The organism is Rhizobium sp. 18065 (genome assembly GCF_902706095.1).
Classification (GTDB): domain Bacteria; phylum Pseudomonadota; class Alphaproteobacteria; order Rhizobiales; family Rhizobiaceae; genus Allorhizobium.
The window spans coordinates 232,732-245,744 of sequence record NZ_CACSJP010000005.1 but is presented as its reverse complement, the minus strand read 5'-3'; the positions used below and the strand labels follow the sequence as shown (position 1 = coordinate 245,744).

The following is a 13,013-nucleotide window of genomic DNA, read 5'->3' as shown; positions in this document are numbered from 1 at the left end:
CAGCCTGTCCGCGCCAAAGGAGCGTTTTATGAAAAGCCATGCAAGGGTCGTCGTCATCGGTGGTGGTGTCGTCGGGTGCTCGGTCCTCTACCATCTGACCAAGTTCGGCTGGACCGATGTCGTGCTTCTGGAGCGCTCGGAACTGACCTCCGGCTCGACCTGGCATGCAGCCGGCGGCATCCATACGATCAACGGCGATCCGAACGTTGGCAAGCTGCAGAAATACACGGTCGAGCTCTACAAGGAGATCGAGGAATATTCCGGCCAGGACATCGGTATGCATATGACCTCTGGCCTGATGCTGGCGGCGACCACGGAACGCTTCGACTGGATGAAGTCGCTGCTGGCCAAGGGCAAATATGCCAATGGCGACGCGCGGTTGATCTCGGCCGAGGAAGCCTATGAGATGATGCCGCTGCTCGATCCGAAGCAGTTTGTCGGTGCGGTCTTCGATCCGCATGAAGGTCATCTCGACCCCTATGGCACGACGCATGCCTATGCCAAGTCGGCGAAGAAGAACGGCGCCGAGATCTATCTGCACACCAAGGTCGAGGATCTGGTGCAGCTGGAAGACGGCACCTGGCGGGTGATCACCGACAAGGGCGAGATCCGCGCCGAACATGTGGTCAATGCCGCCGGCCTTTGGGCGCGCGAAGTCGGGCGCATGGTCGGTCTCGAGTTGCCGGTGCTCGCCATGGAGCATATGTATCTGATCACCGAGGACATGCCGGAGGTGGTCGAGTTCAACAAGACGTCGGGCAAGGAACTGATGCACTGCGTCGACTTCGACGGCGAGATCTACATTCGCCAGGAGCGCAACGGCATGCTGATGGGCACCTATGAAAAGGATTGCCGCCCTTGGTCGCCGATCGAGACGCCCTGGACCTTCGGCCATGAGCTGCTGGCGGAAGACCTTGAGCGCATCACCAACGAGCTGGAAGTCGGCTTCCGGCATTTCCCGGCCTTCAACAATGCCGGCATCAAGAAGATCATCAACGGACCCTTCACCTTCTCGCCGGACGGCAATCCGCTGGTTGGTCCGGTGCGCGGCATGACCAATTTCTGGTCGGCCTGTGCCGTCATGGCCGGGTTCTCCCAGGGCGGGGGCGTCGGTCTGGCGCTGGCCAACTGGATCATCGAGGGCGATCCGGGCTTCGACGTGTTTGCCATGGATGTCTGCCGCTACGGCGACTATGCGACGCTCGGCTATACCAATGCCAAGGTGCGCGAGAATTATTCCCGCCGCTTCTCGATCCGTTATCCGAACGAGGAACTGCCGGGCGCACGGCCGCTGCTGACCTCGCCGATCTACGACAAGCTGAAGGCGGCCGGTGCCGTGTTCGGCGCGTCCTATGGCCTGGAAACGCCGCTGTGGTTTGCCCCTGCCGGCGTCGAGGACAAGTTCTCCTGGCGCCGTTCGACCGATTTCGATGCCGTTGGCCGCGAGGCAAAGGCCGTGCGCGACAGCGTCGGCCTGATGGAGACCTCGGGCTTTGCCAAATATACGGTGAGCGGGGAGGGTGCGCGCGACTGGCTCGACCATGTGCTCGCCTCGAAGATCCCGGCGATCGGGCGCATGGCGCTTGCGCCGATGCTCAACGCGGCCGGCAAGCTGATCGGCGATTTCACAGTTGCCAATCTCGACGACGACGAATTCCTGGTGATCGGTTCGGGTATCGCCGAGGATTATCACATGCGCTGGTTCGAGCAGCATCTGCCGGATGATGGCTCGGTCGAGCTCAGCCCATTGAACCTGGGTCTGCTTGGCCTGTCGATTGCCGGTCCGAAGGCACGCGACGTGTTGGCCAAGCTGACGCATCTCGACGTCTCGGACGAGGCCTTTGCCTTCATGGACATTCGTGAAATGGATCTCGGCATGGCGCCGGCCATCGTCGGGCGGGTCAGCTATACCGGTGATCTCGGCTATGAAATCTGGATGCGGCCGGAATATCAGCGCTATATCTTCGATCTGCTGATGGACGCCGGTGCCGAATTCGGTATCTCGCTGTTTGGCCTGCGGGCGCTGAATGCGCTTCGGTTGGAGAAAAGCTTCGGCAGTTGGTCGCGCGAGTATCGCCCGCTCTACGGGCCGCTGGAAGCCGGTCTCGGCCGGTTCGTGGCCTTGAAGAAGGAGGCGAACTTCATCGGCAAGACGGCGGCGATCGAAGAAAAGCTTTCTGGCGGCACGCTGCGTTTGCGCACTTTCATCGTCAGCGCCGAGGATGCCGACGTGATCGGCGACGAGCCGATTTCGTTCAATGGCGAAGTGAGAGGCTGGGTCACGTCCGGCGGCTATGCGCATCCGAGTGGCGTCTCGGTTGCCATCGGTTATGTGCCGAAGGACATCGCAGATGAAATCGACGGTTGGGGAATCGAAATCCTGGGTGAGGTTCTCCCTGCACGTCTGCAGGCGCAGCCGCTTTTTGACGCAAATGGGTCGCGAATGAGAAACTGAACCTTTTTCCACAAAGATGGGCTTGCATTAGTGAATGCACAGGCAAGGCAGGTCGCTCTCGGGCGGCCTGCTGTTTTCATGGGCTTTTTCTGCTGTTTTTTTGAGTTTGCTGGTTTTATCCGCGCCAGATGGTGGGATGTCGGTAACATTTTGCCGCCGTTTTGCCTTTTTGGCTTCACATTTTCGGACAAAGCGATATGGAATCTCCCGACACCTAGAACCCGCAAGGGATCAACAAAAATGAGACGCACCACCAAGGCGCGTCCGGGGGATAATATATGGAGTACTTTATCCAGCAGCTCATCAACGGGCTGACTCTTGGATCCATCTATGGCCTTGTGGCTATCGGCTATACGATGGTCTACGGTATCATCGGCATGATCAACTTCGCCCATGGTGATATCTTCATGCTCGGCGGCTTCGCCGCTCTCATCGTCTTCCTCATTCTGACAACCTTCTTCGCCGGTATCCCGGTCGCGCTTGCGCTGCTGATCATGCTGATCGTCGCGATGGTGATGACGAGCTTGTGGAACTGGACGATCGAGCGGGTTGCCTATCGTCCGCTGCGAGGCTCGTTCCGCCTGGCGCCGCTGATCACCGCGATCGGCATGTCGATCGCCCTGTCGAACTTCATCCAGGTGGCGCAGGGACCGCGCAACAAGCCGATCCCGCCGCTGATCAGCGACGTGCTGCATATCGGTGCGGTCACGGTCTCTCTGAAGCAGGCGATCATCGTGATGATCACCAGCGTCCTGCTCTTCGCATTCTGGTACATCGTCAACAAGACGCCGCTTGGCCGCGCCCAGCGCGCCACCGAACAGGATCGCAAGATGGCGGCGCTGCTCGGCGTGGATGTCGACAAGACGATTTCCATCACCTTCGTCATGGGTGCAGCGCTGGCCGCCGTCGCGGGCACGATGTACCTGATGTATTACGGTGTTGCCTCGTTCAACGATGGCTTCGTTCCGGGCGTGAAGGCTTTCACGGCAGCTGTTCTCGGTGGTATCGGCTCTCTGCCGGGCGCTGTTCTCGGCGGTCTGCTGATCGGCCTTATCGAGTCGCTCTGGTCGGCTTACTTCAGCATTGCCTACAAGGATGTCGCCACGTTCGGTCTCCTGGCATTCGTGCTGATCTTCAAGCCCACCGGCATCCTCGGCCGGCCGGAAGTCGAGAAGGTTTGATCCCATGACAACTTCTGTAAATGAAACTGGTGCCGCTTCGTCCGGCACGATGGCGCGCGCGCTGAAGGAGGGCCTGTTCGCCGGTCTTCTGTCGCTCGGCCTGTTCAGCCTGTTCATCGGCATCAAGACCGATCAGAACATTTCCAACCAGTTGATCTGGTATCCGCGCTGGGGCCTGCTGGCGATCTTTGTGATCATCGCAGCCGTCGGCCGGTTTGCCATGGTGGCCTTCGTGCAGCCGTGGAATGCCGCCCGCAAGGCGAACAAGGCTGCAGCACCCGCCACTGATCTCGATGCCCAGCCGTCCTTCTTCAAGACGCATTTCCTGAAGATCGCCCTGGTGGCGCTCATTCTCTATCCGCCGGTTATCGTCGCCTTGACCGGTGTTCAGGGCTCGCTGAAATATGTCGACAATTTCGGCATCCAGATCCTGATCTACGTCATGCTGGCCTGGGGCCTGAACATCGTCGTCGGTCTCGCCGGTCTGCTCGACCTTGGTTATGTCGCCTTCTATGCGGTGGGTGCCTATACCTACGCATTGCTGTCGCAGAACTTCGGCCTGTCCTTCTGGATCCTCCTGCCGCTGTCGGGCATTCTGGCGGCGTTCTGGGGTATCATGCTCGGCTTTCCCGTTCTGAGGCTTCGCGGCGACTATCTGGCCATCGTGACGCTGGCATTCGGTGAAATCATCCGTCTGGTGCTGATCAACTGGACCGATGTCACCAAGGGCACGTTCGGCATTTCCAGCATTCCGAAGGCAACGCTTTTCGGCATGCCTTTCGATGCGTCGCCGGGCGGTTTTGCCAAGACATTCGGCCTGCCGATGTCGTCCGCCTACTACAAGATCTACCTGTTCTACGTGATCCTGCTTTTGTGCGGCATCACGGCCTACGTCACCATCAAGCTGCGTCGCATGCCGATCGGCCGAGCCTGGGAAGCGCTTCGTGAAGACGAAATCGCCTGCCGCTCGCTCGGTATCAACACGGTGACGACCAAGCTGACGGCGTTCTCGATCGGTGCAATGTTCGGCGGCTTTGCCGGTTCGTTCTTTGCCGCGCGCCAGGGCTTCGTCTCGCCGGAAAGCTTCGTCTTCCTCGAATCGGCTGTTATCCTTGCCATCGTCGTGCTTGGCGGCATGGGCTCGCTGACCGGTATCGCCATTGCTGCGATCGTGATGATCGGCGGCACGGAGGCACTGCGTGAAATGGAGTTCCTGAAGCATGTCTTTGGACCTGACTTCACCCCGGAACTCTACCGCATGCTTCTGTTCGGCCTGGCAATGGTCGTGGTCATGCTGTTCAAGCCTCGTGGCTTTGTCGGCAGCAGAGAACCGACAGCCTTCCTCAAGGAGCGCAAGGCCGTCTCGGGCAGCTTTACCAAGGAAGGTCACGGCTGATGACTTCCGGAACTGAAACGATGAACAAAGACACCATCCTGAAAGTCGAGCATCTGTCGATGCGCTTTGGCGGCCTGATGGCCATCAATGACTTCTCCTTTGAAGCCAAGCGCGGTGAGATCACCGCGCTGATCGGACCAAACGGTGCGGGCAAGACCACCGTGTTCAACTGCATCACCGGTTTCTACAAGCCGACGATGGGGATGATCACGCTCAACCAGAGGGACGGCAGCCAGTATCTGCTGGAGCGCCTTCCGGATTTCGAGATCCCCAAGAAGGCCAAGGTCGCCCGAACCTTCCAGAACATCCGACTGTTTTCGGGTCTGACGGTTCTGGAAAACCTTCTGGTCGCTCAGCACAATGCGCTGATGAAGGCTTCCGGCTATACGGTTCTCGGACTGCTCGGCCTGCCGGCCTACAAGAGGGCAGCAGATGCGGCCATCGACAAGGCGCGCTACTGGCTGGAAAAGGCCGATCTGGTCGATCGTGCCGATGACCCGGCCGGCGACTTGCCTTACGGCGCCCAGCGCCGTCTGGAAATCTGCCGCGCCATGTGCACGGGACCTGAGCTTCTTTGCCTCGATGAACCGGCTGCCGGTCTCAATCCGAAGGAATCGCTGACGCTCAACGCTCTGCTGCGCAGCATCAGTGCAGAGGGCACGTCTCTACTCCTGATCGAGCACGACATGTCCGTGGTCATGGAGATTTCCGACCACGTCGTCGTTCTGGAATACGGCAAGAAGATTTCCGACGGTACGCCGGATCATGTGAAGAACGACCCGAAGGTGATCGCCGCCTATCTGGGTGTCGAGGATGAAGAATTGGAAGAAGCAATTTCCGAAGTGGAAGCTGTTGCCGAAGAAGTGTCGGGGGAGAAGAACTGATGTCCTCCGAAGCACTTCTCAAAGTACAAGGCGTCGAAACCTATTACGGCAACATCCGGGCGCTTGGCGGTGTCGATGTCGAAGTCAAGCAGGGTGAGATAGTCGCGCTGATCGGCGCCAATGGCGCCGGCAAGTCGACACTGATGATGACGATCTGCGGCAGCCCGCAAGCGCGTGCCGGCCAGATCATCTTCGACGGGGAGGATATCACCAAGCTGCCGACGCATCTGATCGCGCGTCGCCGCATCGCGCAGTCGCCGGAAGGTCGCCGGATCTTTCCGCGCATGACCGTCATGGAAAACCTCCAGATGGGTGCCGGCCTCGACAACCTGAAATATTTCAGCGAGGACGTGGAGAAGATCTTCACCATGTTCCCGCGCCTGAAGGAACGCCATGCCCAGCGTGGCGGAACATTGTCGGGTGGCGAGCAGCAGATGCTCTCCATCGGCCGTGCGCTGATGTCGCGTCCGAAACTGCTGCTTCTCGACGAGCCCTCGCTTGGTCTGGCACCTCTGATCGTCAAGGGGATCTTCGAGGCGATAAAGAAGCTTAACAAGGAAGAAGGTCTGACCGTCTTCCTCGTCGAGCAGAATGCATTTGCCGCACTGAAGCTGTCCGACCGTGCCTATGTCATGGTCAACGGCAAGGTGACGATGAGCGGCAGCGGGAAAGAGTTGTTGGCGGACCCGCAGGTCCGGGCGGCTTATCTCGAAGGCGGCCATCACTGAGCGCGCGGAGGAACTGACATGCAAGGATTGTTTTTCGAGACGGATACCGGTGTGCGCACTGTGTTGCGCTTCCTCGTTCTGCTGATCGGCTTCTGGACCGCATGGCGGACCGGAAAGGCCGTGGCAGAGGGCTGGGAAGGCTATGCAAGGGTGTTCATCTATGTCCTCGGACTTGGCGTGGTGATGCGCTTCCTGCACTTCTCTCTGTTTGCCGGACCCTTCATCAGCCCCTTCTACTACGTCATCGACGTGGTGCTTCTGCTGGTTTTTGCGGTGGCTGGATTCCAGTCGCGCAGGACGACCCAGATGGTCGATAACTACTACTGGCTATACGACAGAACTTCCTACTTCTCGTGGAAGAACAAAGATTGACAAGTTGTTGTTTTCTGTCCCAGATTGGCGGCAGAGGCGATGGCCCCTAATAAAGAGTGGAACCGTTTTCCGGCGCAGTGTCAGCGGGTGTTGCGCAGGGTTTTATAACCAAACCCGCATAAAAACTTGGGAGTTACAATATGAAGAAGTCTCTTCTCTCGGCAGTTGCCCTGTCGGCGATGGTCGCCTTCAGCGGCAACGCTTGGGCTGACATCCTCGTCGGCGTCGGCGGCCCGCTGACAGGTCCGAACGCGGCTTTCGGCGCTCAGCTCCAGAAGGGTGCTGAACAGGCTGCTGCAGACATCAACGCTGCAGGCGGTATCAACGGCGAGCAGATCAAGATCGTTCTCGGCGACGACGTTTCCGACCCGAAGCAGGGCATCTCGGTTGCCAACAAGTTCGTTGCTGACGGCGTGAAGTTCGTGGTCGGCCACTTCAACTCGGGCGTTTCCATCCCGGCGTCTGAAGTCTATGCCGAAAACGGCATCCTCGAAATCACCCCAGCTGCTACCAACCCGGTCTTCACCGAGCGCGGCCTGTGGAACACCTTCCGCACCTGCGGCCGTGACGACCAGCAGGGCGCCGTTGCCGGTGCTTACCTTGCTGAGAAGTTCAAGGACGCCAAGATCGCTGTCGTTCATGACAAGACCCCGTACGGTCAGGGCCTTGCTGATGAAACCAAGAAGGCGATGAACGCTGCCGGCCTGACGGAAGTCATGTACGAAGGCGTCACCACCGGTGACAAGGACTTCTCGGCCCTCATCGCCAAGATGAAGGAAGCCGGCGTCTCCATCATCTATTGGGGTGGTCTGCATACCGAAGCTGGTCTGATCATCCGTCAGGCTGCTGACCAGGGCCTGAAGGCTACGCTGGTATCGGGCGACGGTATCGTTTCGAACGAACTGGCTTCGATCGCTGGCGACGCTGTCGAAGGCACGCTCAACACCTTCGGTCCTGACCCGACACTGAACCCGGCCAACAAGGAACTCGTCGAAAAGTTCAAGGCTGCCGGCTTCAATCCTGAAGCTTACACGCTCTATTCCTACGCTGCGCTGCAGACCATCGCTGCCGCCGCCAAGGCTGCCGGTTCCAACGACGCTGAAGCCGTTGCCACCGCAATGAAGGAAAAGGGTCCGTTCCCGACCGCTCTCGGCGACATGTCCTTCGACGAAAAGGGCGACCCGAAGATCCCGGGCTACATCATGTACGAATGGAAGAAGGGTGCCGACGGCAACTTCACCTACGTTCCGCAATAATTCGATCTTTGATCGGAAAACGGAAAACCCGGCCTCGCGCCGGGTTTTCTGCGTTTGGAGGCGGTCGTCGCAGGATGTACTTGCAAGACGTTGAATACGAAGAGGATGCTCAGCCTTCGTGCAGGACCTGTGCGGCGCGCACGGCGGCGGAGGCCCGGTTCTCGACGCCGAGCTTGGAATAGATCTGCTCGAGATGTTTGTTGACGGTGCGCGACGACAGGCCAAGTATTTCGCCGATATCGCGGTTGGCCTTGCCCTTGGCGATCCACAGCAGCACTTCGCTTTCGCGGTGGGTGAGGCCGAAGCGCTGGCGCAGCAGTTCGTCCTCGCTCTGGCGGTTGGCCGAGGTGATGCGGAAGAGATATTCGTCGGCGCCGATCGTGCCGAGGAAGGAAAGCTGCAGGGAAACGCCCGAGGCGCTGGCAAAGGGGAAGGTGCCCTCGCTCGTCGTTCCGCCGCTGGCGCGGCGGTGGGAAAGCCAGGTGGCGGTGGCGCTTGCCACTTCGTTGATGCCATCGGCGGTGCCGGTGGCGCTTTCGATCAGCCGGCTCGCTTGCGGTGTCGTCCAGTGCACCTGGCCATCGCCTCGCACGGCGAGCAGATGCCGACCGGCGGCATCGAGGGCGACGCGGGCGCTCTGGGCTGAGCGGGCATTCGACAGATGCACGCGGATGCGGGCGCGCAATTCGTCGATATTGATCGGCTTGGTCAGATAGTCGACGCCGCCGCTTTCCAGCGCGTTGACCACATGCTCGGTCTCGGTGAGGCCGGTCATGAAGATCACCGGAACCTGGGCCACGACCGGATCGGCCTTCAGGCTGCGGCAGGTCTCGAAACCGTCCATGCCGGGCATGACGGCGTCGAGCAGGATGAGGTCCGGGCTGATGCGGTTGACGATCGAGAGTGCGGCATGGCCGGAGGTGGCGATCAGCACGGAAAAGCCGGATGCCTCCAGCGCCTCGGTCAGGAAGCCGAGCGCATCGGGGCTGTCATCGACGAGCAGAACGATATCGCGTCTGCTGGCTTCAACCATGGATCGGCTCCTTGCCGGTTACAAACGAAGTCAGATAGCCGCGCAAGCCAGCCAGATCGAATACCTGCAGGTAAGCGCGGGCACCGTCGACAAAGGCGGCATGGGTGGTCGCGCCGGATAGTTCGGCAAGCTTTGCTTCTATCCCGCGCACATAGCCGATTTCGCAGAGTTGGATCAACTCGTCCAGATGGGTGTCTCCGGGGGAGGTGGGTTTGAGCGCTGGAACCGCCGGCAGAAGCAGGCGCGGATCGTCGGCATAGATCCATTCAAGGCCAAGGAACATGGCAAGCTTGTCGCGCAGGCGCTTGATGTCGACGGGCTTGGCAATGGCATCGTCATGGCCTTCGCCACCGGCAGCCGGGGCATCGCCGATATTGGCCGAGAGCATCAGGATGGGTGCCTTCTGGCCGGCATCGCGCAATTTTTCGACCAGTTGCCAGCCATTCATGCCGGGCATCGAGATGTCGACCAGGAAGAGATCTGGCCGCACGCCTTCGATCAGGGTGAGGCATTCCGGGCCACCGGCTGCCGTCAGCACAACGAAATCGAGCGGGGCCAGAACCTCGCGCATCAGTTCGCGGTGATCTTCATTGTCATCGACTACGACGATCGTGCGTCGCGGGCCGGTATAGGAGGCGATCTTGCGTTCGGGGGCAGGGGCGGTGTTTGGCCTGTCGATCGCCGACAGCATCAGCCGGACCTTGAAGATCGAGCCCTTGTCGCGCTCGCTGGTCACGGCAATCTCGCCGCCGAGCGTATTGGTCAGCAGCTTGGTGATGGTCAGGCCGAGACCGAGGCCGGGCTGCGGCCGGATATTGTCGGCCTCGCCACGCTGGAAGGGCTCGTAGATCCGGTTGAGATCTTTTTCGGCAATGCCGCGGCCGGTATCGGTGACGGTGAAGGTTGCCACCTGGCTGCGATAGGTGACCTCGAAGCGGACGATACCCTCGTCGGTGAACTTGATGGCGTTGGACAGGAGGTTGACGAGGATCTGCCGGATCCGGCGCTCGTCGGTGCGCACATAAAGCGGCAGGTTCTGCGAGCGCTGGTGCTCGAAGACCAGTCCCTTGGCGGCGGCCTGGGGGGCGAACATGTCGATCAGCTGATCGAGGAAATCCTGGATATTGACCTCGTTGGAGAAGACCTGCAGACGGCCAGCTTCGATCTTGGAAATGTCCAGCAACCCGTCGATCAGGCCCGAGAGGTGGTCTGCAGAGCGGCGGATGACCTTGATCGCAGACTGGCGCGGCACGGGGATGGTCTCGTCGCGCTCGAGGATCTGGGCATAACCGAGCACGGCATTGAGCGGCGTGCGTAATTCGTGGGAGAGGCCGACGACATAGCGGCTTTTGGCGCGGTTGGCGGCTTCGGCGGTTTCCTTGGCGTTCTGCAGGGCTGCATCGGTCTTGCGGTGGGCGGCGATCTCCTTCAGCAACAGCGTATTCTGGCGCGAGGATTCCTCTTCGGCGACCACCCGGCTGTCATGGGCGAGCACATAGAACCAGGAGGCGCTGCCGGCGATGATGGCGAAGATGAAGAAGACCACCAGAACGGTGCGATCGACTACGGTTGCCATTTCCGGCGTGGCGACATTCACCTGATGGGCGATGAAGGCGAGGATTGCGCCAATCAGCGAGATCGATATGAGCGAGGTCAGGGCATAGCGGCCGAGCCGAGTGGAAAACCGCTGCAGCAGGACCTCGGGCAGGAAGGTGCGGGCGACGGCCGCAGCCTGGGCATTGATCCTGGCGTTCGGCTTGCACATGTCATGACAGCGGCTGTCGAGCGTGCAACACAGCGAACAGATCGGCGCGGCATAGGCGGGGCACCAGGCCATGTCTTCCGGCTCGAACGGATGTTCGCAGATCGAGCAGGTGATGCCGGTCAGGTTCTTCCAGCTCTGGCGCGGCTTGCGGGCCAGGTAGAACTTGCCGTCACTCCACCAGGCGATCAGCGGAGAGATGACGAAGGCGATCAACGTCACGAATGTGGAGAGCGAGGCGAGCAATGCGCCGAATGCGCCGAAATGGGCGGCAAGTGCGACGGTTGCCGACAGGAGCATGGTGCCGCAACCGACCGGATTGATGTCGTAGAGATGGGCGCGCTTGAATTCGATGCCGGGCGGCGACAGGCCGAGGCGCTTGTTGATGAACAGATCGGCCGAGATGGCGCAGAGCCAGCTCATGGCGATGATCGAGAAGATGCCGAGCGTTTCCTCCAGCAGTTCGTAGATGCCGAGTTCCATCAGGAGCAGGGCGATGGCCACGTTGAAGACCAGCCAGACGACGCGGCCGGGATGGCTGTGGGTCAGGCGGGAGAAGAAATTCGACCAGGCCAGCGAGCCGGCATAGGCATTCATCACGTTGATCTTCAGCTGCGAGATGACCACGAAACCGGCCATCAGCAACATGGCGGCGGTTTCATTGGGGATCATGTAGCCGAAGGCGGCGAGATACATCTGCGACGGGTCGGCGGCTTCCCCGACCGGTACGCCGGTGGCGAGCGTCAGGACGGCGAGGAAGGAGCCGGCGAGAAGCTTGGGCACGCCGAGTACGACCCAGCCGGAGCCGGCGAGGAAGATGGCGATCTTGTGGTGCAGCTTGCGTGCACCTTCCGGCGGCAGGAAGCGGAGGAAGTCTACCTGTTCGCCGATCTGCGGCATCAGCGCCAGGATGACGGCGGAGGCGGCACCGAATTCGACCAGATCAAAAGGTGCGGTCTGGCCCATGCCGGCATTGGAATGGTTGACGCCGGCAAAGGCACGCCAGAGGTCGATCTTTTCCCAGTCGAGAAAGGCGATGAAAATGAACGGCAGGATGTTGAGTACGATCCAGATCGGCTGGGTGATCAGCTGGAATTTAGAGATCAGCCTGATGCCATAGGTGACCAGTGGCAAAACGACGACGGCGGAAATGATGTAGCCAAGCCAGAGCGGCACGCCAAAGGCCAGTTGTAGCGCTCCGGTCATGATCGATGCCTCGATGGCAAAGAGCATGAAGGTGAAGCTGGCATAGATCAGCGAGGTGATGGTCGAGCCGATATAGCCGAAGCCGGCGCCGCGGGTGAGCAGGTCGATATCAACGCCGTGGCGGATTGCATAGCGGCTGATCGGCACGCCGACGAGCAGCATCAGGATGGCGGCGACGACAATGGCGAAAAAGGCGTTGGTGGTGCCATAGGCGAGCGTGATCGTGCCTCCGATGGCCTCCAGTGCCAGGAAGGAAATGGCGCCGATCGCGGTCTGCGAAATCCGGCTGGAGGAGAATTGCCGTGCGCTCTTTGCGGTGAACCGCAGCGCGTAGTCTTCCAGCGTCTGGTTGGCGACCCAGCGATTGTATTCGCGGCGGACGGGAATGATGCGTTGGCGTGCTGGCATGCCTAAATTCTAGCGCCTTTTGTGCGGTGGCTGTCGTTTGGGCATTTTCACGGGAATGGCCGGAATAGCAAGGGCGGTTCGCAGGCGCTCCGGAGCAAAGCCATGTTTCACGGCTTGATGAGGCCGCCCTGATAATCCAGCTGATAGGCGAGCCGGTCGTTGACCAGGATGAGCTCGATGCCGCGGAAACTGCGACACAAACAGAACAAAGCGAAACGCGCGGCGTGTTTCAAGATGTCGATGCGCATATGCAGGTCGGCAGCAGTGGAAATCGTCTCGGAACCATTGTGAAGTGTGAAGAAGCAGCCCGCCGTTGGCATTTTCGATCTTTC

Annotated in this window: 10 protein-coding genes; 7 read left to right on the top strand and 3 right to left on the bottom strand. The window is 60.1% G+C overall.

What is annotated here, in order from left to right; genetic code table 11:
- Positions 1-28 precede the first annotated feature (28 nt).
- From GVK95_RS14270 to GVK95_RS14240, 7 genes are all read left to right on the top strand, one after another.
- The gene (locus GVK95_RS14270; protein WP_159950724.1) at positions 29-2,455 is read left to right on the top strand and encodes an FAD-dependent oxidoreductase; all 2,427 of its coding nucleotides are present in this window, start codon (positions 29-31) and stop codon (positions 2,453-2,455) included.
- A 278-nt stretch (positions 2,456-2,733) separates the two neighbouring features.
- Positions 2,734-3,636 (top strand): branched-chain amino acid ABC transporter permease, encoded by a 903-nt coding sequence (locus GVK95_RS14265; protein WP_007606394.1) that lies wholly within the window; start codon positions 2,734-2,736, stop codon positions 3,634-3,636.
- Between the two features lie 4 nt (positions 3,637-3,640).
- Complete coding sequence (livM, locus tag GVK95_RS14260; protein WP_159950722.1) at positions 3,641-5,032, top strand: high-affinity branched-chain amino acid ABC transporter permease LivM; 1,392 nt, start codon at positions 3,641-3,643, stop codon at positions 5,030-5,032.
- Positions 5,032-5,916 (top strand): ABC transporter ATP-binding protein, encoded by an 885-nt coding sequence (locus tag GVK95_RS14255; protein WP_159950720.1) that lies wholly within the window; start codon positions 5,032-5,034, stop codon positions 5,914-5,916. The genes livM and GVK95_RS14255 overlap by 1 nt, the downstream gene beginning before the upstream one ends.
- Positions 5,916-6,644 (top strand): ABC transporter ATP-binding protein, encoded by a 729-nt coding sequence (locus GVK95_RS14250; RefSeq protein WP_007606399.1) that lies wholly within the window; start codon positions 5,916-5,918, stop codon positions 6,642-6,644. The genes GVK95_RS14255 and GVK95_RS14250 overlap by 1 nt, the downstream gene beginning before the upstream one ends.
- Before the next feature lie 18 nt (positions 6,645-6,662).
- Positions 6,663-7,016 (top strand): DUF6867 family protein, encoded by a 354-nt coding sequence (locus GVK95_RS14245; RefSeq protein ID WP_159950718.1) that lies wholly within the window; start codon positions 6,663-6,665, stop codon positions 7,014-7,016.
- Between the two features lie 140 nt (positions 7,017-7,156).
- Positions 7,157-8,272, top strand: a complete 1,116-nt coding sequence (locus tag GVK95_RS14240) for a branched-chain amino acid ABC transporter substrate-binding protein (RefSeq protein ID WP_159950716.1) — start codon at positions 7,157-7,159, stop codon at positions 8,270-8,272.
- 109 nt (positions 8,273-8,381) lie between these two features.
- Here the strand turns inward: GVK95_RS14240 and GVK95_RS14235 are convergent, their stop codons facing one another.
- The 3 genes from GVK95_RS14235 to GVK95_RS14225 form a co-directional block, all read right to left on the bottom strand.
- Positions 8,382-9,305, bottom strand: coding sequence for a response regulator transcription factor (locus GVK95_RS14235; RefSeq protein ID WP_159950714.1), 924 nt, complete (start codon positions 9,303-9,305; stop codon positions 8,382-8,384).
- On the bottom strand, positions 9,298-12,681 hold the full coding sequence (locus tag GVK95_RS14230) for an ATP-binding protein (protein WP_159950712.1): 3,384 nt from the start codon (positions 12,679-12,681) through the stop codon (positions 9,298-9,300). The genes GVK95_RS14235 and GVK95_RS14230 overlap by 8 nt, the downstream gene beginning before the upstream one ends.
- 107 nt (positions 12,682-12,788) lie before the next feature.
- On the bottom strand, positions 12,789-12,929 hold the full coding sequence (locus GVK95_RS14225; protein ID WP_159950710.1) for a hypothetical protein: 141 nt from the start codon (positions 12,927-12,929) through the stop codon (positions 12,789-12,791).
- Between the last annotated feature and the right edge of the window lie 84 nt (positions 12,930-13,013).

Coding starts and splice junctions, on each gene's coding strand:
- GVK95_RS14230 (WP_159950712.1), bottom strand. CDS start 12,681: ATGCCAGCACGCCAACGCATCATTCCCGTCCGCCGCGAATACAATCGC.
- GVK95_RS14245 (WP_159950718.1), top strand. CDS start 6,663: ATGCAAGGATTGTTTTTCGAGACGGATACCGGTGTGCGCACTGTGTTG.
- GVK95_RS14250 (WP_007606399.1), top strand. CDS start 5,916: ATGTCCTCCGAAGCACTTCTCAAAGTACAAGGCGTCGAAACCTATTAC.
- GVK95_RS14270 (WP_159950724.1), top strand. CDS start 29: ATGAAAAGCCATGCAAGGGTCGTCGTCATCGGTGGTGGTGTCGTCGGG.
- GVK95_RS14225 (WP_159950710.1), bottom strand. CDS start 12,929: ATGCGCATCGACATCTTGAAACACGCCGCGCGTTTCGCTTTGTTCTGT.
- GVK95_RS14255 (WP_159950720.1), top strand. CDS start 5,032: ATGACTTCCGGAACTGAAACGATGAACAAAGACACCATCCTGAAAGTC.
- livM (WP_159950722.1), top strand. CDS start 3,641: ATGACAACTTCTGTAAATGAAACTGGTGCCGCTTCGTCCGGCACGATG.
- GVK95_RS14265 (WP_007606394.1), top strand. CDS start 2,734: ATGGAGTACTTTATCCAGCAGCTCATCAACGGGCTGACTCTTGGATCC.
- GVK95_RS14240 (WP_159950716.1), top strand. CDS start 7,157: ATGAAGAAGTCTCTTCTCTCGGCAGTTGCCCTGTCGGCGATGGTCGCC.
- GVK95_RS14235 (WP_159950714.1), bottom strand. CDS start 9,305: ATGGTTGAAGCCAGCAGACGCGATATCGTTCTGCTCGTCGATGACAGC.